A 20,006-nucleotide genomic window follows, 5' to 3' on the forward strand; every position below is an offset into this window, starting at 1 on the left:
AGGTACGCAACGTGGCAACGCAGAAAAGACGCCTGGGTGAGATCCTTGTCACTTCGGGAGAAATAACGCAGACTCAGCTGGAACAGGCTTTGGCTGAACAAAAAACAAATGGCAAAAGACTGGGCGAGACCTTGATCAGCCTGAACTTTCTGACGGAACGGAAGATGCTGAAGACACTGGAAAAACAGCTTTCCATACCGTATATGTTTTTGAGCGATATCGAGATCATGCCGGAAGCCATTGCAGCGGTACCGATATTTCTGGCGGAACGTTATACTTTAGTGCCGCTCAAAAAGGATGGCAACCGCCTTACGATAGCGATGAACGACCCGACTAACTTTTACGCCATCGACGATGTGCGTATGGTCAGCGGCTGCGATATTTCCATCGTCTTGTCCGAGCAGCAGGATATCATCAATGCCATCAATAATTTTTACGGCGTCAGCGGACGTGTGGGCGGCAGTCTGAACAAATTGAAGGAAGATTCCTTCGCGCCTGTCATTCGCAGAGTCGAGGACAGCAGCGACGACGCTCCGGTAGTCAAAATCGTCAACTCGGTCATCGAACAGGCGATCCGTGATAAAGCCAGTGATATCCATATCGAGCCGCAGGAAGAGGCGACGCGTGTGCGCTTCCGTGTCGACGGCGTTTTGCGTAATGCCGTTACACTGCCTAAAAACAGCCACGGTGCCATTATTTCACGTATCAAGATCATGGCGGAAATGGATATCGCCGAAAAACGGCTGCCGCAGGACGGACGCATCAATATCGAACAGGGCGGACGCGAGATCGACCTGCGTATTTCAACGCTGCCGACGATTTTGGGCGAAAAAGTCGTTATGCGTATCCTTGACAAATCAGCGGCATCGATAGCGATCGGCGATTTGGCTTTTACTGCCAAGAACATGGCTTTGTACAGCAATCTGTTCAGTTCGTCTTACGGCATCGTGCTGGTTACAGGTCCTACGGGCAGCGGTAAGTCTACCACGCTGTATTCTACGCTGACTAATATCAATCACCCCAGCAAAAACATCATCACGGTCGAAGACCCGGTCGAGTACCGTATCGACGGCGTCAATCAGGTCGCTGTCAACAATAAAGCCGGACTCACTTTCGCCAACGGACTGCGCAGTATTTTGCGTCAGGACCCGAACATCATCATGGTAGGCGAGATCCGCGACGTAGAAACGGCACGCATCAGTATCCATGCGGCACTTACAGGTCACCTTGTTTTCAGTACCCTGCATACCAACGATGCCGCCGGCGCTATCACACGGCTGATCGATATGGGCGTAGAGCCATTTTTAGTCGCTTCTGCTTTGCGCGGCGTCGTTGCGCAGCGTTTAGTGCGCCGCATCTGCCCGCATTGTAAAGAGGCTTATGCTCCCGATGCAGCTGAAAGAGCTTATATGGGCATTGCGCTTGACGAAGATGTCAAAATCTATAAAGGCGCCGGCTGCGGCAAATGCAATTTTACCGGTTATGCCGGACGCATGGCGATCCACGAGGTTTTGCCCATTGTTCCCGAAATGAAAGAACTGATTTTGAAAAATGCCCCGGATACAGATATTTTTGCCGCCGGACGTCCCCATGGCGTCACTTCCATGAAGGAAGACGGTATCCAAAAGGTGTTGGATGGTGAAACAACTGCCTCAGAATTGCTGCGCGTAGCGTATGCCTAAGGAGATGACAAAGTGATCAAAGAGTTAATGCGTGACGCTTTTGAAGTCAACGCTTCCGATATCCATTTGACCGTGGGACTGCCGCCGATGCTGCGTGTCAACGGTGTGCTGCGTAAGGCCGGCGAAGAACCGCTGCGCCGTGAGGATACCTATAACATGGTCATGGAACTGATGGATGACCGCCGCCGCACGCAGTTTTTGGACAACGGCGAATCCGATTTCTCGTATGAAATCGAAGATATGTGCCGTTTCCGTGTGAACGTGTTTAAGCAAAGCAACTGTGTAGCAGCGGCGCTGCGTTTGATTTCCAATAATATCCCCAGCTTCGAAGATCTGCATCTGCCCGACGTTATCAGCGAGCTTGCCATGCTGCCGCGCGGACTGGTGCTGGTCACAGGACCTACAGGCAGCGGCAAGTCCACGACGCTGGCGGCAGTCATCAACAAAATCAACAAACACCGCAAAGACCACGTCATCACGCTGGAAGACCCGATCGAGTACAAACACAACCATATCAACAGCATCATCAACCAGCGCGAAGTCGGCAGCGATACCAAAAGCTTTGCCAACGGCCTGCGGGCAGCGCTGCGTGAAGACCCAGACGTTATTCTGGTAGGCGAGATGCGCGACACGGAAACTATCGCCACCGCGATCACTGCGGCTGAAACAGGACATCTGGTGCTGGCGACACTGCATACGCAGGATGCGGCATCGACAGTCAACCGCATTATCGATGTTTTCCCGGAACATCAGCAACAGCAGATCAGGATCCAGCTGGCAGGCAATCTGCAGGGCATCGTGGCCCAGCAGCTGCTGATGAACCGCGAGCAGACAGGACGGCTGGCAGCCTTTGAGATACTGGTCGCCACACCGGCGCTGCGCAATCTGATCCGTGAAGGTAAAACGCATCAGATACCGTCTTATATCCAGACCGGTTCTAAATTTGGCATGATCTGCATGGACGCTTATCTGGCACAGCTGGTACGCCAAAACAGGATCGACCGCAGCGTTGCGGAAGAACGCTGTTATGACCCGCTGACACTGGAACGCTATATGCACGGACTATAAAGCTAAAGGAGGAAGCGCAGTTTGGAGCAATTTAAATATAAAGCCCGTAAACGTGACGGCACTGTAGTCTACGGCACCGTCAACGCCCCCAACGAAGCTGCTGTCGCCGCCTTTATCCGTAAACAGGAAATGTATGTGGCCAATATCACAGCCTCTAAAAAGAAAGGTCTGCTTGCGGGCGCACTTTTTGAAGAAAGCATCAACCTTTATGATATCTCCATCTTTGCCCGTCAGTTTGCGACCCTGCTGGGAGCGGGCGTACCGCTGTTAACAGGCCTGGAGATACTGACGCAGCAGTCTGCCAAAGAACGGCTGCGTAATGTTTTAGGGCAGATCACTACCAGTGTTCGCGAAGGCAAGGCCTTATCTGCGGCCATGGCCGAATTTCCCAAGGTCTTTCCCGAGCTGATGACTAATATGGTAGCAGCGGGCGAGGCCGGCGGTATTTTAGAGATCGTTATGGACCGTCTGGCAGCACAGTTTGAAAAAGACTACCGCATGAACGCCAAATTCAAATCAGCTATGATCTATCCGGCAATCGTTTTATCGGTGGCAGCCATCGTTGTTGCTATTATTATGATGTTCGTCATGCCTGTTTTTGTCGGATTGTTTGAGCAGCTAAAAATAGAACTGCCCTTTGTTACCCGTGTCGTTATCGGTATCAGCAACTTTCTTGGGCATTACTGGTATCTGGTTCTCGCCGCGCTGGCGGCATTGTTTGCCCTTTATAAATGGGCTGGGACTAAAGAAAGCTTTCGCCTGTGGCGTGACGGTATTTATCTCAAAGTACCTATTTTCGGAGATCTGTATAATAAAATCATCATCACCCGCTTTGCCCGCACTTTTGCCAGCTTATCGCGCAGCGGCGTGCCAATATTGAACGCCATGAATATCGTCAGTAAAGCGACAGGCAGCCTGCAGGCCGAACGGGTTCTCAATCAGGCACGCGGCAGCTTGCGGCGTGGGCGGACACTGGCAGACCCGATGGAAGCCAGCGGTATGTTTCCGCCGATCGTTATCAGTCTGGTCAATATCGGTGAAGAAACAGGCGCTTTGGATACTATGCTCGATAAAGTAGCCGATTTCTATGGTGCTGAGGTCGATGATACGATCGGACGTCTGCAAACCATTATGGACCCGATCCTGATCGTTATTTTAGGCGTTATCATCGGTACTTTGGCTATAGCGCTGTTACTGCCGATGTTCGAAATAGTTACTAAAGTTGGCAGTTTATAAATAAAATACTGCTTTTATAATAAAAATACTTGATAAAAGGCTAAAAAAGAGTTATTATTAAAATATAAATAAAGTAGCGGCTATGTTATGTGGATGATCATAGTAACGCTGCATAAAAGAAGGGATGAATTCCAATGAAAAATTTTATTAAAAACAGAAAAGGTTTTACCCTGGTAGAACTGGTAGTAGTAATTGCTATTCTGGGTATTTTGGCAGGCCTTGCTATTCCGCGGTTTATGGACGCAACAACTAATGCCCGTGGCTCCAGATTAGTTGCTGATTTGAGAACTATCGAAAGTGCAGAATCTATGTATTTCGCTGAAAAAGGTCAATTTGCAACAATGTCAGAATTGGTAAATAATGGTTATTTGGCAGTAGAACCTATTCCGCCTATCGGCAACTTTAAAGTGGCTGAAACTAATCAGACTGGTGAAATTAAAGATGCTGTAACAGCTTATACCGTAACACCTAATAATGGTACTACACCTAAAACTGTTACCATTAATGCCGGTACTGGTATTGATTTAAAAACTTTAATGACTAAGAAAAAATAATTAAATTTACATAGGCAGATAGGAAATTACAGCCTGTCTGCCTGTTTGTTTAGATTAGGAAAGGAAAGGTTATGTTCAAACACAGTAAAGGCTTTACCCTAGTTGAACTTGTGATCGTGATTGCTGTCATTGGAATTTTAGCCGGTCTTGCTATTCCTCACTTTTTAGATTCGCAGGCCAAAACAAGAAGTGCCAGAGCGGCGGCTGATATGCGTACTTTACAAAGCGCTGTTGAACAATATATGGCAGCAGGTAATAACATCAGCGACCTTACAGATGATCAAAAGGCAAATGGCGAAAAAGTTTTTCAAGAACTTGTTGCGAAAGGCTTTTTATACGCAGTACCAACTCCGCCTCAGGGTGAATATTACTATGCAGTCTTTGGAGAAAGAATATCTTTTAATAATTGTGCCTACGGTATCGAGAAAGCAAGTTCAGGTATTGGCAGTAGTGAAAATAAAAGAAAAATAACAGTATCTTTTCTTAATGGATTGGGCAGTGGAAATGCTGGCGTTCCCTACTCGATGTTTATCGAGCAATATATTTTAGGAAAAATGTAAATTACATATTTTCACTTAGAAGATCAAAGTTATAAAGATAAAAACAGCTGTCTAATTTTAAATTATTAGACAGCTGTTTTTATTTATCGATTTTTAATATCCCATTATCATTTTTGACAGTAACGACAGTCTGTGAGGAAGAAATAACATTACCGTTTTTAAAATTATATACAGTAGCGTTCACTTTACCAGGACCGGTAAGCGTGGGGAACACATATATGCTGTAATTACTGTTATTGCCTCTAATAGCCCAATCACAGCCACTCAGGCTTATTCCTTGATTAGTTAGATAATTGACAATAGCTTGAACTTTTGCACCATTGGTACTGGTAGAATCAATAGCTCCGATTGTAATACCTGCGTTTTCTAAAGCGTCCAGCAAATTATCTTTGATTTTTTCGGCCTCACTGCTGCTCAGAGAAGCGGCACTAACGATTGACACCGGTCCACTTCCCCGTCCAGCCTCGCCGCCTAAATACTGCTCCAACGTCTTCTGATCAATGGTTGCCCGGCCTTCATAAGCTTTATCAGCAACTGTCTGGCTATTATAAGCATATTCATATGGTTTATCGCCATTGCTTAGATTATAACGATAATTGACACCATTATAACCTTGCACTATAGCATATCCGCCCGTAGATACAGGCCAGCTTTCAAAATATTGCTCAATAAATTCTTTATCTTTGCCTAAATTCCCTTCTGTACTGACAGTAGGGAATTTACCGTTTTTTGTATAATAAACAGTTCCTGCGCTTTCAATAGAACGTAAATCAGCCAATAACTTGGCTCCCCGGGCAGTTTCTACGGAATCCATAAATCTTGGTATCGCGATTCCGGCCAAAATTCCCAGGATAGCAATAACTACCACTAATTCTATTAATGTAAAACCCTTTTTGACACGCATAACACCACCCCAAAAATTATATTCTGTATATTTGTATTTTAATTATATCATATATTTTATTACATATAATATAAATAATTGATTCGAAATATAAATAATCCCCGCTGACATAAATAGTCAGCGGGGATTGTTTCATTTGGCTTCGATTTTTTCGATATTGCTTTGGCACAGGCCAATACTGGCCAGTGTACTTTCGATCTTAAACTCGTCCTTTTCACGCTGCAGCAGAATGTTATAAACATGTTCAAACCGGGAAAACATATCGTGGTCAGCTGTACATAGCGTCATATAACCGATGTCGTGTACAGCCTGAGCAACTAATTTATTTTCGTAATGAGGTTTTTTATAAGGATTCAGCTGTTTGCACGCCATGTGCCATGCTTCTGCCGCAGTCAGTTCGCGCTGTCCGGTTTGGTGCTGCAACAGCATTCTGGCTGCCTGCACAAAAACGGCAGGCTTGGGCGGGTCGAAAGCGGTGTTTTCAATAAGATACATCGCCGCTGCCTGCGCCACATCAAGCGGGAACTGTGCAATAAATGGATACCAGTCTGTTACGACTTCGCTGCCGTTTTTTACCAACATAGGAAAGTAACGGCCTAAACGATCAAGAATCTTAGCTACATCCTGCTGCGTGACCTGATTATTCATGGCGGCCTCCCTGTGCTAAAGCACGGATTTGCGCGGCACCGGCAGAAAGCATGGGTTTGGCTGGATGGGAAAAGGAAGAAAAAGAAGAGTTTTGATAAAAATTATTCTTCTTATCTTTCTCTTCTTTCTTATTCTTCTTATTAGATGCAGAGCCTTTGCAATCGCTTTGCACTGCATTTGTAAGGTCTTTGCAGCCATCTGTGCAACGGTCGCCATCAAGGTACTGATAAGCGCCCCAATTAACGATAGTCAGCAGGCGTCCGGTCTTTGTAGATTCGTTTGCTAAAAAACCAAGTTTTACAAAGCGGTCTAAAGCTCCCCGAACATTACCTGTACTTACGCCTTTGCCACAGCGGTCAGCAATATGCTGTAAACTGGTAATAGTCTGCCCTGGTTGCACGTTGAACTTTTGACCTTGCCATTCCCATTCGGCGGGCGCAAAGTTGACCATAGAGAGCAAAGTAAGAAGAACAGTTTTTTGGATCGGAGTAGACTGTTTCCAGATCGGTTTATCCCAAAGTTCACGATAAATTTTAAAGAAGCCATTGTTCATACAGAACACCTCGATTTTTTATATTTTTAATATAAAAAACAAGGGATTCCCGGCTGGCTGGATGTAATGATGTCTGCTTACAGGTGTTCTGCCGCTTAAGAGCGTTTTTTATCCGGCTAAGGCTCATCGTTGCTCAATGCTTGTTTATTGCCGTTGCGTAGGATTTTATAACGTCGTCGCTTTAGTTTGCTGTCAATCAAAACATTTTACATATCGCGCAGCGTCTTGTCCTGTTTTTTGAAGCCTTGCTTCACTAACTGTGGGTTGAAGGCAACCTGTTAAGTATGCGCTTTTTGATGGTGTTTGTCAAATAAAAAACGGCTGACAATTTTGTCAGCCGTTTTTATTTTAAATATTATCAGGGGTTAGTTATTTGGTTCCACCTAATAATTCAGTAAGTTCTTTACCATCCATAGTACCACCAGTTAAAGTGAGTACACCTGGATCAGCTTGACCTGCACTAGCATTTGTGTAGGTGTAAGCAGTAGCAGTAGTACCAGCAGTAAATGTTCCAGCAGTATCTGTTCCTAATGTTTTAGCAATTGAAAAGCTTCCATTAGGAGGAGTAGGCCAACCGCCTTGGATTAAAGCAACAAAATTTGCATCTCCTCCAGTAGTTGCTGCTGTGTTAGAAGGATATTTAGCATATTTTGCATAATACATTATTTCTGCAGCTTGGATAGTACGCATATCAGCTACAATTTTTGCACCACGGGCAGTTTCTGTTGCGTCGATAAAACGCGGAATTGCAATACCAGCCAATATACCGATAATAGCAATTACTACTACCAGTTCTACCAGGGTAAAACCTTTTCTGTTTTTAATAAAAGCGGAGGTGTCTAAGAAAAATTTTTCTGGCAGGTGAGCAGTCAGAAATTCTAACATAAGCAGGTTGGTATTTTGTGCATTGTCATTGTTTTGTAAGACTCTGGTAAGACACAAATCAGTATTTTAGTTGATTAACGGCGTTTAAAAGCTGCCGGATATTTTTGTGAGTATAGCTTTCTGTAATATCAGCGTTGGCGTGGCCGACGATACGTTTTAAAATAACGCTGCCGGCGCTGACACCGCAGGTATCCATACCGCTGATAAAGGTGTGCCGGCAATCGTGCGGCTTGTGCTGCAGATTTAATTTTGCCATCAGCAGCTCAAAAAAACGTTTTTTATAGGTGTCATAGGTAAGTTTGTGGCCGCTTGGTGTTTCGATCAGATAGGTGCCGTGCATGCGGGCGGCGATAAGTGGCAGAATATCCTTGTGCAGTGGCAGGATACGGTGTGCAGCCTTTGTTTTTGTGCCGTGCAGGTCGATGATCTGCTTTTTGAGGTCGATATGTGCTATTTGTATTTCCAGTAATTCGCCAATGCGAATACCGCTGTAGAGCATGATGAGTACGGTGTCGACGAGGCTGACATCGGTGTAGTGGTGACGGCTGCCGTCAGCAAGCGGCAGTGCCAGGTCAAGGTTTTGCCAGAGCTGCCTGATCTCGCTGCGGGTAAAAATACTGCGTGTGGTTTGGCTGACTGCGGCTGTTTTTTCCAGATAAGATGAGTAGTCGACGCTGATAAGGTCATTTTCGAGTGCCAGACGAAAGATGCCTCTGAAAATAGTTTTAAGACGGGTCTGTACGCTGGGTGACAGATGCTGGTTACGATCCAGCACTGCCTGCATGTGGGATTTTTTTATTTTATTGATTGGTTGTTCAAACAGGTCACTGCATTTTTTCCAGGCGGCTGCAAAGCTGTTGCGCGAGGATTTGGAAAGACGGGCTGTGTGCTTGTCGTACCATTGTTCGTAAAGCTTGCTGAAGGTGAGTTGCTGCTGGTTGAGGTCGTAGGGACGTTTGTTATAGTCGGCAAGCGCTATCAGGGCAGCACGTCGGCTGGTATAATAGCCTAAGGTGTGGTATTTTTGCAGCAGCTTGCCATTATTATGTCGCTGCCAGCCTGCTGTCAGCCTTACGCGATATGGTTTGCGGCGGTTGCCGGGCAGTTTGCTGATACCACCGTAGCCGTTGGGGTTTTTCATAGTATACCTCCTTTTTTCTTATCTTAGCAGATTATTTTAGCTTTCAAATTGTAAGACACAAGTAAACCACAGGAAAATAATTTTGTAGATAATGAAAGTGTTATTGTAGTTTTCAAAATGTTCACAGAAGTGAATAATTTTGTATAATGAAGACAGTAAAGGACGGTGATACAGTATGACATGCGCTAAATTGGGTGATCGTTGGCTCAAGGTATTCGTGGTTCTGCTGATCGCGGGCGTTTTTGGCGGCTTTTGCCTGCCGCATTTTGTGGAAGCAGTGGCCGGTGGCTATAATACCCGCGCTGTCGGTGTTTCGCTTGGCGCAGAGGGCTTGGCGGCGCCTGTTTTATCAGCTGATTTTAAACCGCAGGGCGGCGAGCTGGCTTTGGCTAAGCTGGTAGAAGCAGGTTATTTCGACACTTTGATCAATTGAATACATGTATACAATACAAAAGTACTTGCTTTTTTCAAACTATCTGCTATAATAACTAACATCACAAGTGAATAATGCGTGGATGAAACATATGGGAGAAGACGATGCGTCTACCGAAGGAGCTAAACTCTCAGGTGCCTGTAAAACAGGCGGAACCGTATGCGGACACAACTCTGGAGAGTCCCTTGAATGGGCGCCGAAGGTGCACGAACGTCGTTGACGTTTTTATCTCTCAGGCCAATGGACAGAGCAATAGCAGTAGTTCCGCTGCCTTTCAGGCAGGGGAGTACTTATATCGTTTTTTGCCCACCGGAGTTGTCGTTATTCCGGTGGGTTTTGTTTTTTATTTCGCAAATGGGAAGAGGGAGAATTTTATGTTGGAGCTTTTGAATGAGATCGACAGTTTTGTGTGGGGGCCGCCGCTTTTGGTATTATTGGTTGGTACCGGTATCTGGCTGACCCTGCGTTTGAATTTGTTGCAGGTGTTGAAACTGCCTATGGCTTTGAAATTGATTTTTTCGGCGAAAAATGACGGTGACGGCGATGTCAACAGCTTCAAGGCTTTGTGTACGGCTTTGGCTGCTACTGTCGGCACAGGTAATATCGTCGGTGTTGCGACTGCTATCAAGGCAGGCGGGCCGGGTGCTTTGTTCTGGATGTGGCTGGCTGCTTTCTTCGGTATGGCGACTAAATATGCCGAAGGTCTTCTGGCTGTAAAATACCGTACTGTAGATGCCAATGGCAATATTGCCGGCGGACCGATGTATTATATCGAAAATGGTTTGGGTAAGTCTTATAAACCGCTGGCTGTTTTCTTCGCCGTATCCGGCGTATTGTGTGCTTACTTTGGTATCGGTACTTTTGCTCAGGTCAATGCTATCGTTGAGATCACACAGCTTTCCGTTGGTATCCCGGTTATTTATACTGCAGCTGTGCTGACTATCCTTGTTGCCGTTGTTACTATCGGCGGTCTGAAATCTATCGCGAATGTAGCAGGTAAGATCGTTCCCTTCATGGCTTTGCTGTATGTTATTACTACTGTTGGCATCCTGCTGGTGTTTGCCGATCAGGTCCCGGATGCTATCGCTACAGTGCTGACTAACGCTTTCAGCCCGACGGCTGCTGCCGGCGGCTTCCTGGGCGCAACTGTTATGATGGCGATGCGTAATGGTATTGCCCGCGGCGTTTTCTCTAACGAATCCGGTCTTGGCAGTGCGCCGATCGTTGCTGCTGCCGCAAAAACCAAATGGCCTGCTGAACAGGGTCTGATTTCCATGACCGGTACTTTTATCGATACGATCATTATTTGTACTTTGACTGGTTTGACTTTGGTTGTTACCAATGTCTGGACTGGCGATTTGAATGGCGCGGCTTTGACGCAGGCTGCTTTTACGATGGGATTCCCTATCTGGGGTAAATATCTGCTGATGGTTGGCCTGGTACTGTTTGCTTTTACTACGATCTTAGGCTGGAACTATTATGGCGAACGCTGCATCGAATATTTGCTGGGCGTTAAAGCGATCCTGCCGTACCGCATTATTTTTATCGGCTTGATTGCCTGTGGTGCTTTCCTGAAATTGGAAGCCATCTGGGTACTGGCAGATATCGTTAACGGTTTGATGGCTATTCCTAACCTGATCGCCCTTTTAGGACTGACTGGCGTTATTATAGCTGAAACGAAACGTTATCATGCACATTTGGCTGAAAAGAAGCAGCAAGCTGTTCTGGCTGAAGAAGTAACTGAAGAAGCCTGATTTTATAGTAAGCTTGTATTTAAAAAGGCAGTTTTAACACTGCCTTTTTGTTTTGGTCAAGTATAGTGATAATAAATTGTCTGCTAAAACACGAAAAGACTTGACTTTAAGACCAAAAATTTATATAATATCCCTTGTATTCGGGGCGTGGCTCAGTTTGGTAGAGCACCTGCCTTGGGAGCAGGGGGTCGCAGGTTCGAATCCTGCCGCTCCGACCAAATACATAGAGCATTGCTTAGTAAATTGCGGGTGTAGTTTAGTGGTAAAACCTCAGCCTTCCAAGCTGATGTTGTGGGTTCGATTCCCATCGCCCGCTCCAATTTTTGGTCTGGTAGCTCAGTCGGATAGAGCAACGGCCTTCTAAGCCGTGGGTCGGGGGTTCGAATCCCTCCCAGATCACCAACAGCGTAAGTTAGCTGCAGACTTGTTCTGCAGCTTTTTTGTTTGCTATGGTATAAAAAAAACACGGGTCTAAGATGCAAAAATGGTACCAACGGAAAACCCCCTCAATTGTCGAGGGGGTTTTTAATAAAATATATTTTTTTGATTTTTGTTGGGATCATATTATCATACTCAGGTATTGCGTGTATATATAAGCCTAATGTATGGCTTGCTTTACTGCGCCCGAAACGTTTAGCAATCTCCAGCAATGGTACTCCATTTGCAAGTAATTCTGTAGTATGAGTGTGACGGAGATGATGACGACAAAATTCGATAGAATACGGCAATATAGATTATAAAAAGGTAAACAAAACTGTCGAATGAATAGAGATCAATAAAGAATTATGAGCGCTTGTTAACTATAGATAAATTATGGAAAATAGAAAATTGTCAAAATTATTCTTAAAACAATGACTTTTTAGGAATTATTTGGTATTATAAGAGTACTATATATCTTACACTTGAGTGTAAGTATTACTTTCGGCATAGAAGATATATAATTCTAGCAGAGAGGATGTGAATCGATAAACGTGCATCCATTTTTGAAATGGCCAGGAGGAAAAAGGTGGTTGATTGCAAATTACCAGCACATTTTTCCTGCCGAATACAATCGCTATTATGAACCGTTTCTCGGTGGTGGATCTGCTTTTTTTTCCCTAATGCCAAAACAAGCCACCATATCAGATATCAACGGTGAATTAATAAATACATATCGTATTATGGCAAAATATCCAGAACAGCTCCGAGAGCAATTAATTCAACATCAAGAGCATCATTCGACTACTCATTACTATGCTGTAAGAGCGAATGTGCCTAATAATGCTGTTGAGCGTGCCGCTAGATTTCTTTATTTAAATAGGGCATGTTTTAATGGCATGTACCGTGTTAATCGTTTAGGAGAATTCAATGTGCCCATCGGCACGAAACAACAGTTTATTGATGATGTACAGCAATTTGAAGAATATTCTGAAGCGCTGTACAATGTCCATATACGAAAACAGGATTTTGTTGATACAATACGTGAAGCGACCGTTGGCGATCTTGTTTTTGCTGATCCGCCTTATACAATTGCACACAATCAAAACGCTTTTATTAAGTATAATGAGAAACTATTTTCATGGAAAGATCAAAAGCGCTTGCTTAATGCTTTGATACGAGCAAGAGATAGAGGTGCAATCATTATTGCAACTAATGCTAATTATCCAGCTTTACAACAGATGTATGATGATAACTACTTTTATACACAAGCCTTACATAGGTTCAGTTCAATATCTGGACTGGCGGCTGGACGAGGTACACAGGAAGAATTGTTGGTATCTTCATACCCTATTAATTTACAGGAGGAATGACGATGAATACGTTGACGGGCCTCATTGACAGGTCAATTTATCAGGACAACCCTATTTCTGCGTTGATGTCCTTTATTGAACAGGAGAAACGGCATAAGAATGCGCGTGAAGTGGAGAAAATGCGCTTTATCGGTTATGTATTGGAGCTAGGGTTTGACAGCGCAAAAATCATTACCTCTGATCAATACAAGATTATAGTTGGTGGCGTTCCTAGAGGTTCTTTTTTGATTATGGTTCCCAGCGAGTTTGGAAGTGCGCCTCCACATTTTTCATTACTCCGCGTCAGAGGCGTCTCGACTACACCATTGAGCAGCCAAGTTCAACAAACTTATTTTGAACTACATAAAAAAGCTATGCCAGAACTTGACATTTGGACACAGAACGAACTTCAATGGGGTGCTTTGGAGTGCGATGTGTTAGGTATGTTTTATGCAAATCCCAAGGTTTCTAGTAAACTAGAGTTTTCAGGAGACGTGAATAACATAGTAAGTGCCCACAGATATGAAGTCTATGCTCCCAGTGATGAGCTGTTAAAGGCTATCATAAATGGCATTGTACCGGAAAAATCCAGATTTGAACTAGGCGATTTACGCACAATGGAATGTCGGCTAATTGAAGGTGATATTCCGTCAAGTGATATTCCGGTGTATGTGTCAATGGAGGATTTCAAGGGACGCCGTACAGCGATGTTTGGTAAAACAAGGTTGGGCAAATCCAACGTAGTCAAACTTCTTGCTCAAGGGATGATTAATGCAACGAATGGACTGCCCGTTGATCAAACTGTTGGACAACTGATTTTTGATATAAACGGAGAATATGCTAATGACAACCCGCAGGATGGTAACAAGTCTTTGCGCTCATCCAATGAGAACCGTTGTATTGTATATGCGCTCACCCCGCGAGAAGGAACTCCATCAGAAGTTCTTCGGATGAACTTCTATGAGTACCCTTCTGCAGGACTTGGGCTATTAGCATCTTTTCTTAGCACTGATAAAAGAAATTCGATTTATATTACAAGTTTCACAAGTTCAGCTATTATAGACTTTGATGAATTGGAGTTGTTGGAAGAGGGTGACAAAACCAGAGCAGCAAGAAAAATATTGTATTATTGGGCTGTCTTGAAAAAAGCTGGGTATCCTGCGGATGAGAGCAAAATCCGTTATATGGTTAAGAGTAGAAATGCAATTGGCTTTGATCCCGGCTTTGGAGAAAAACTTCGAATGGCAGCTCATGGCGTGGCAGATCCGGAAATGCTGCCTGATGTAAATTCTTTAGATGCACTTGTCGAAGAGTTAGACAAGATAAATGCCTTCCGACTGTACCACCCAAAGGAAAACGATAAACTTTTCATTTCAACCTTATCAAAAAAGCCGATCTTTGATTCGGATGATTGTGCCTTGCTGGATTTTTTATTCCCAAAGGCAGGGGCCGGTCCGGACATGATACGTAAGTATCGTATTTATCATGATGCAAGAGCAAGCGATTTTACCGCTGATATTCTTAAATCTTTAGATGAAGGAAAAACTGTCATTCTGGACCTTGGTAATGCACAAGATGCTATACGGCAATACTTTTCGGATATTTTATCGACAGCCGTTTTTACTCACCAAGAACAGAAATTTGTCAGCAATTCGCTAAAAAGTCATTATATACAGCTTTATTTTGAAGAGGCACACAACTTGTTCCCGGCAACATCAAATAGTATAACAGATATTTATTCCCGTTTCGCAAAAGAAGGTGCCAAATTCCATATTGGAATGATTTATTCCACACAGTCACCGTCAACGATCAGTAAGGAACTGTTAGCGCAGACTGAAAACTTTTTTGTAGGGCATCTTTCATCACAGGATGAAGCTCATGCTCTTGCGCGTTTGCAGGTTGCCTTTGACGGGATTGAGCAAGATATTTTGCGTGCAAAGACACCTGGATTTATGCGGATGCTTACAATGTCGAACCGATTTGTTGTTCCGGTTCAGGCTAAATTATATGAGGGAATTTAACTTGGAGGTGGAAGCATGGCGTATTCTTCAACTGGAAAGTTACCCGATGAACATGCCTCAAAATTAGGTCACTTGTCAGTTATCCAGAGCCAATGGGTACAATCACTGATAGAAGATTTTGAGGATAGTCAATCTCGGGAGACAGACCACGATATGTCTTTATGGCATGATTTCGATGTGGGTCAATTAGAAAAACTAAAGTATATTTGGGCTGTGGACGGCTCTTTTGTTTCTGTAAAAACAAACCCGCCTACGGGTAAGGAAGTTGCATTTATAAAAACTGCTTTGCTTTCTGTTGATAAAAAGAATTTGGAGAAGATTGATAAGAAAAATCCACATCCACTCTTGCTACAAGACATTATGGCTGGTAGTGCTTTATTTCATGCAACTGTTTTACCACTTAAAAATGTAAAAACGAGTTTAGGCAACAACTATAATGCAATTCGGCATATTATATACGACTCTATACGTGTTGATGAGGATGGTCAGTATTTTCAGACACTCAAGTGGCTTTCATACAAAAAGTGGGAAGACAGCAAAGGTTGCTCGCCAAAGTTTGATTGCCCTCATTGTTCCAATGAGATCCCAGGATTACCATATGATTCATCAAAAGGTGAATGCCCTCACTGCCACAAAGAAGTGTTATTGACTGATATGATAGGGTTTCATCTTGATATGGAGGAAGATAGTGCTTCCGAAAAAATAGTATCCTCCTATATGCTTTTGATGGAACATCTTATGCTATTTACAATTGTACGACTTATGTGGCATCATACAGATAAAAGTGTTTTTTCGGATACGCTTTTTATCAAGGATGGTCCTTTAACATTGCGTAGCCAGTATGCGAAGTTTGTTCCCTTAATCCGTGATTTCATTGAATACACAAAACGAGTACAAAGGCCCATACATATTATCGGACAAGAAAAGAGTGGCGTTTTTCATGATCATCTGACTGTACTTTGTAAATATGTTTCTCCTAAACAATTGGGAGAAACACCAACGGTAGCTGTACTCACTCATGAATATGTAAGAAAGGAAGTCTATCGAACAGGAGATCTTGCTAATCCTTATGGCTCAAGAACCAATTGGGGCGAAAAGGTATATGTTAAGTTAGATCCCGATACCGCGCTTGTCTTGAATATTCCAACGGGAAAATATAACGAGAACCCACAATTTCCGCAACAAGATGATCTTGTCGGGTTAGGGCGCATAATGGCAACTCTCCCAGATTTGATCAGCAGGAGACATGAAGGGGCATTGTTTCCTGTAGAACTAGCTAATGGAGTAGCATCAATGTCTAGCTATCCGTCAGCGAAAATATTACAGCGTTTTATTGAAAGCAAATAAGTAATCATACTATAACAAAAGTCGATGTGTAATTGATACATCGACTTTTGTTATAGTATGATATAAAAATATTTTTTGTCGTGGCCTTGACATAAGGGTGGCAGAGATGGTGGCGACAAAAGTCGACAGAGTACGATAAAGCATGACACCGTTCGATAGGTCGCAATATGGTTTATTTTATAATAATTGTATGATATACTCAAATCACCGGAAATCACAATTGCTATAAAAAATATGGATTATCAAATAATATGCGTGTTTATACATACTGGAAATCAGCAAATATCAACTTTTTGCAGGAAGCCCATTGATGAACTATTGCAAAATACAAATGACGATACAAATGATATTTTGAGTTTTGTTGAGGTACTGCAGTCAGATGTATTTAAATATTTGGCTGCAGGACAAGATAGTGATAATATATGCATAGACGATGTGATTTTGAATAATTGGGGATTTATTGATGAACCTTTTAAAGCATACTATGGGACACTTTCTGCTGCTGCCCTTGGTGAATGGTATAGTAATTATGATAACAAGTTATTTGCCAAGAATATACGTTACTACAAAGGTGATACAGAGGTAAATCAGGGGATAAGGAAAGTTTTATTAGAGTCCCCGGAAAACTTCTTTTACTACAATAATGGTATTAAAATTCTTTGTAAAAAAATTACTCGAAAAGCAGCTTTTAGTACAAATGCTAAAACAGGTTTATTCGCACTTGAGGGAGTGTCTTTAGTTAATGGAGCGCAAACTACAGGAACTATTGGTACTACATTCTTAGAGAATCAAGATCAAGTTAGTAAAGCCACTGTATTTGTTCAATTAATTGACCTTGCAGATGTAGATGAAACTTGTGCATTACAAATTACGAAGTTATCAAATACACAAAACAGAATTGATAGTAAGGAATTTGCTGCATTAGATCCAGAACAAGAACGCCTAAAAACAGACTTGATTTTCTCAAATATTTATTATCTGTATAAATCAGGTGCTAAGATTGAGGACCCCATACATCAGGTTTCAATCGATGAGGCAATAGTGGCTCAAGCTTGTTTGCAAGATGATATAACTTATTCAACTATTTGTAAAAAGGGTGTAGGATCATTAACAGAAGATATAACAAAACCTCCTTATAAAATTCTTTTTAATGGTTCTACTAATGCATTCACTATGAAAAATAGTATTGAGGTTTTGAGAGCGGTTGATAAGTATCTTCAGATTCACGAAAATGATTATCAGGCTAGAAATCGTTTGGCATTAATTCATGGAAATCGTTTTATTTTGTATGTTGTATTACAGAATATAAAGAGCCACCCTAAGTATACTACTGAAATGATTGATGTTAATGAAATCTTAGATTTGGTTAACAATCAATGTGAAAAAGTAATTCCTAAAATTGTTGATGCTATGAATATCAAATTCCCAGATGCTTATCCTGCATATATATTTAAGAATATTGGGCGTTGTCGTTTATTATTTGCTGAAATTAATAATTGCGAGTAAGTTAAGAAATAGCAAATATTTGATGAGATTGTATACAATACGTAGGCTGATGTGATCTTTGTGGTCTATCATGGTGGCAAGGCAGAGCAGGATATTGCTTTGGCAAAAATGCGTAAGCAGATTTTTGGTAAGATTGAAGCCGTGTGTAAATAGCGTATTTATCCTTTGCCACATAACAGTGTTGTAGCTACTGGAGTACATACTGTTGATATTATTAAATTACTGCGTGAAGGTATATGTCCTGAAAATTAAGATATTCAAGCCGTTCCTAAGCAGGAACGGCTTTTAATATAAATTAAAAGAAAACCGTTCGCAGGGGATGGTTGCGAACGGCTTCTTCATAGGAAAGCTGTTTATGATGAATTTGATGGGAAGGGTATAGCAAGTTCATCACTTGCTATGACTTAAGTATACAACAGATATTTGACAGAAAAAGGGCAAAGCTTCAAAAAAAATGTGAAATTTTAATTTTGATGAAATTGAATAAAATTGGAAGGCTTTTAAATCTTTACCGCATAAAAGCAGAAATATTTTTGGGAAAAAGACGAAAAACAGTTGAGGAATTGATTAGTATATGCTATTTTAGTATATAGTAAAATCTATTATCCAAGAAAAGAGTGACGCTGATGAAGAACATATTGGGAAGTTTACCGGCCCGTCTTGTGCTGGGTGTGATCGCTGGTATTATTGTGGGCTTATACGCCAACGAAGATTTGATGCAGGTGATACTGACAGTCAAAAATTTACTTGGTTCGCTGATCATTTTCTGTGTACCGCTGATTATTATCGGTTTTATTGCGCCGTCTATTACACGCCTGGGGCAGCATGCATCGACTATGCTGCGGGTCGCGATCATATTGGCCTATGTTTCTTCCGTGGGTGCGGCCTTCTTTGCGATGTTATCCGGCTACGGTCTGATACCGCATTTGAATATCGTTTCCTCTGTCGATGGTTTAAAAGAGCTGCCGAAACTGCTGTTTGATTTAAAAATCGACCCGATCATGAGCGTAATGAGCGCATTGGTCTTTTCTGTGTTGGTTGGTGTGGCGGCTGCCTGGACTAAGGCTGCTGTAATCACTAAATTTTTAGAAGAGTTCCAGAAAATCGTTTTAGCGATCGTGACCAATATCGTTATTCCAGTGCTGCCGATCTTTATCGCCTGCACCTTCTGCGCTTTATCGTATGAAGGCACGATCACAAAGCAGCTGCCGGTATTCCTGATCGTGGTGCTGATAGTAATGGTGGGGCATTATCTCTGGCTGGCGTTGTTGTATGGTCTGGCTGGTCTTTATGCCGGCGCTAATCCGATGGAAGTGCTCAAGCATTACTGGCCTGCTTATATTACTGCCGTAGGCACCATGTCTTCTGCGGCAACTTTGGCCGTTGCGCTGGAATGTGCCCGCAAATCCAAAGTGCTGCGTAAGGATCTGGTAAACTTTGGCATTCCGCTGTTTGCCAATATTCACCTGTGCGGCAGTGTTTTGACAGAAGTATTTTTTGTGATGACAGTTTCTCAGATTTTGTATGGCACCTTGCCGGAACTGGGTACGATGATTTTATTCTGCCTGTTGTTAGGTATTTTTGCTATTGGCGCACCCGGTGTTCCTGGTGGTACGGTTATGGCGTCTTTGGGTTTGATCATCAGCGTGCTTGGCTTTGATGCTACAGGCACGGCGCTGATGCTGACGATCTTTGCCTTGCAGGATAGCTTTGGTACTGCCTGCAATGTAACTGGTGATGGTGCTTTAACGCTGTTTTTGACTGGTTACGCCAAAAAGAATCATATTGAAGAAGTCAATGAGATTTCTGTATTGTAAATTAAGCTGATCTTGGTTCCTTGTGTAAAGCAGCATTAAAAAATAACGCTTGTAAAAAGCCCCTTTCGTAAGCTGAACTGCCCCAGAAAAAACGGACAATAGACAAAAAGCCCCCTTGTGTAGGAAAA

General features: G+C 42.9%; 17 protein-coding genes, 3 tRNA genes and 1 riboswitch. Of the genes, 15 read left to right on the forward strand and 5 right to left on the reverse strand.

All coding sequences use genetic code 11. The annotated features are described in order from the left end of the window. Positions 1-11: 11 nt before the first annotated feature. From gspE to Q4G98_RS10925, 5 genes are all read left to right on the forward strand, one after another. Positions 12-1,682: a type II secretion system ATPase GspE gene (gene gspE, locus Q4G98_RS10905; RefSeq protein ID WP_298564790.1), complete on the forward strand. Its 1,671-nt coding sequence runs from the start codon at positions 12-14 to the stop codon at positions 1,680-1,682. Between the two features lie 12 nt (positions 1,683-1,694). Beyond that, the gene (locus Q4G98_RS10910; protein ID WP_298564791.1) at positions 1,695-2,750 is read left to right on the forward strand and encodes a type IV pilus twitching motility protein PilT; all 1,056 of its coding nucleotides are present in this window, start codon (positions 1,695-1,697) and stop codon (positions 2,748-2,750) included. 21 nt (positions 2,751-2,771) lie between these two features. Beyond that, a complete protein-coding gene (locus Q4G98_RS10915) occupies positions 2,772-3,986 on the forward strand; it encodes a type II secretion system F family protein (protein ID WP_298564792.1) in 1,215 nt (404 codons plus the stop codon). Between the two features lie 134 nt (positions 3,987-4,120). Beyond that, positions 4,121-4,540 carry a competence type IV pilus major pilin ComGC gene (locus Q4G98_RS10920; protein WP_298564793.1) on the forward strand — a complete coding sequence of 140 codons (420 nt, stop codon included), beginning with the start codon at positions 4,121-4,123 and terminating at the stop codon, positions 4,538-4,540. Positions 4,541-4,611: 71 nt separating this feature from the next. Further along, positions 4,612-5,100: a type IV pilin protein gene (locus Q4G98_RS10925; protein WP_298564795.1), complete on the forward strand. Its 489-nt coding sequence runs from the start codon at positions 4,612-4,614 to the stop codon at positions 5,098-5,100. Between the two features lie 79 nt (positions 5,101-5,179). Here Q4G98_RS10925 and Q4G98_RS10930 read toward each other — a convergent pair whose 3' ends face one another. The 5 genes from Q4G98_RS10930 to Q4G98_RS10950 all read right to left on the reverse strand — a co-directional run bounded on the left by Q4G98_RS10930 (position 5,180) and on the right by Q4G98_RS10950 (position 9,231). After that, the gene (locus Q4G98_RS10930; protein WP_298564797.1) at positions 5,180-6,004 is read right to left on the reverse strand and encodes a type II secretion system protein; all 825 of its coding nucleotides are present in this window, start codon (positions 6,002-6,004) and stop codon (positions 5,180-5,182) included. 132 nt (positions 6,005-6,136) lie between these two features. Then, positions 6,137-6,652, reverse strand: coding sequence for a hypothetical protein (locus Q4G98_RS10935; RefSeq protein ID WP_298564799.1), 516 nt, complete (start codon positions 6,650-6,652; stop codon positions 6,137-6,139). Then, positions 6,645-7,205 (reverse strand): hypothetical protein, encoded by a 561-nt coding sequence (locus tag Q4G98_RS10940; protein WP_293545978.1) that lies wholly within the window; start codon positions 7,203-7,205, stop codon positions 6,645-6,647. The genes Q4G98_RS10935 and Q4G98_RS10940 overlap by 8 nt, the downstream gene beginning before the upstream one ends. Before the next feature lie 369 nt (positions 7,206-7,574). Next, positions 7,575-8,090, reverse strand: coding sequence for a prepilin-type N-terminal cleavage/methylation domain-containing protein (locus Q4G98_RS10945; protein WP_298564801.1), 516 nt, complete (start codon positions 8,088-8,090; stop codon positions 7,575-7,577). A gap of 58 nt (positions 8,091-8,148) precedes the next feature. Further along, positions 8,149-9,231 carry a tyrosine-type recombinase/integrase gene (locus Q4G98_RS10950; protein ID WP_298564803.1) on the reverse strand — a complete coding sequence of 361 codons (1,083 nt, stop codon included), beginning with the start codon at positions 9,229-9,231 and terminating at the stop codon, positions 8,149-8,151. 175 nt (positions 9,232-9,406) lie between these two features. On the opposite strand from Q4G98_RS10950, the gene Q4G98_RS10955 reads away from it, so the two are divergent. From Q4G98_RS10955 to Q4G98_RS11000, 10 genes are all read left to right on the forward strand, one after another. Next, positions 9,407-9,664: a hypothetical protein gene (locus Q4G98_RS10955; RefSeq protein ID WP_293661514.1), complete on the forward strand. Its 258-nt coding sequence runs from the start codon at positions 9,407-9,409 to the stop codon at positions 9,662-9,664. A 163-nt stretch (positions 9,665-9,827) separates the two neighbouring features. Next, positions 9,828-9,922: riboswitch (glycine riboswitch) on the forward strand. Positions 9,923-10,038: 116 nt separating this feature from the next. Then, on the forward strand, positions 10,039-11,418 hold the full coding sequence (locus tag Q4G98_RS10960; RefSeq protein ID WP_298564804.1) for a sodium:alanine symporter family protein: 1,380 nt from the start codon (positions 10,039-10,041) through the stop codon (positions 11,416-11,418). 141 nt (positions 11,419-11,559) lie between these two features. After that, positions 11,560-11,636, forward strand: a tRNA-Pro gene (locus Q4G98_RS10965). Between the two features lie 27 nt (positions 11,637-11,663). Then, positions 11,664-11,737, forward strand: a tRNA-Gly gene (locus Q4G98_RS10970). A gap of 6 nt (positions 11,738-11,743) precedes the next feature. Then, positions 11,744-11,820 (forward strand) — tRNA-Arg (locus Q4G98_RS10975). A gap of 569 nt (positions 11,821-12,389) precedes the next feature. Further along, complete coding sequence (locus tag Q4G98_RS10980; protein ID WP_298564805.1) at positions 12,390-13,208, forward strand: Dam family site-specific DNA-(adenine-N6)-methyltransferase; 819 nt, start codon at positions 12,390-12,392, stop codon at positions 13,206-13,208. A gap of 2 nt (positions 13,209-13,210) precedes the next feature. Continuing rightward, positions 13,211-15,208, forward strand: a complete 1,998-nt coding sequence (locus tag Q4G98_RS10985; protein WP_298564807.1) for an ATP-binding protein — start codon at positions 13,211-13,213, stop codon at positions 15,206-15,208. Between the two features lie 15 nt (positions 15,209-15,223). Continuing rightward, positions 15,224-16,555: a hypothetical protein gene (locus Q4G98_RS10990; protein WP_298564809.1), complete on the forward strand. Its 1,332-nt coding sequence runs from the start codon at positions 15,224-15,226 to the stop codon at positions 16,553-16,555. A gap of 234 nt (positions 16,556-16,789) precedes the next feature. Next, complete coding sequence (locus Q4G98_RS10995) at positions 16,790-18,061, forward strand: AIPR family protein (RefSeq protein ID WP_301961986.1); 1,272 nt, start codon at positions 16,790-16,792, stop codon at positions 18,059-18,061. A gap of 626 nt (positions 18,062-18,687) precedes the next feature. Next, entirely contained in the window at positions 18,688-19,878 is a 1,191-nt protein-coding gene (locus Q4G98_RS11000; RefSeq protein WP_298564813.1) for a dicarboxylate/amino acid:cation symporter, read from the forward strand. The last annotated feature ends 128 nt before the right edge of the window (positions 19,879-20,006 follow it).

The sequence above is a fragment of the uncultured Phascolarctobacterium sp. genome (genome assembly GCF_958349595.1).
Lineage (GTDB): Bacteria > Bacillota > Negativicutes > Acidaminococcales > Acidaminococcaceae > Phascolarctobacterium.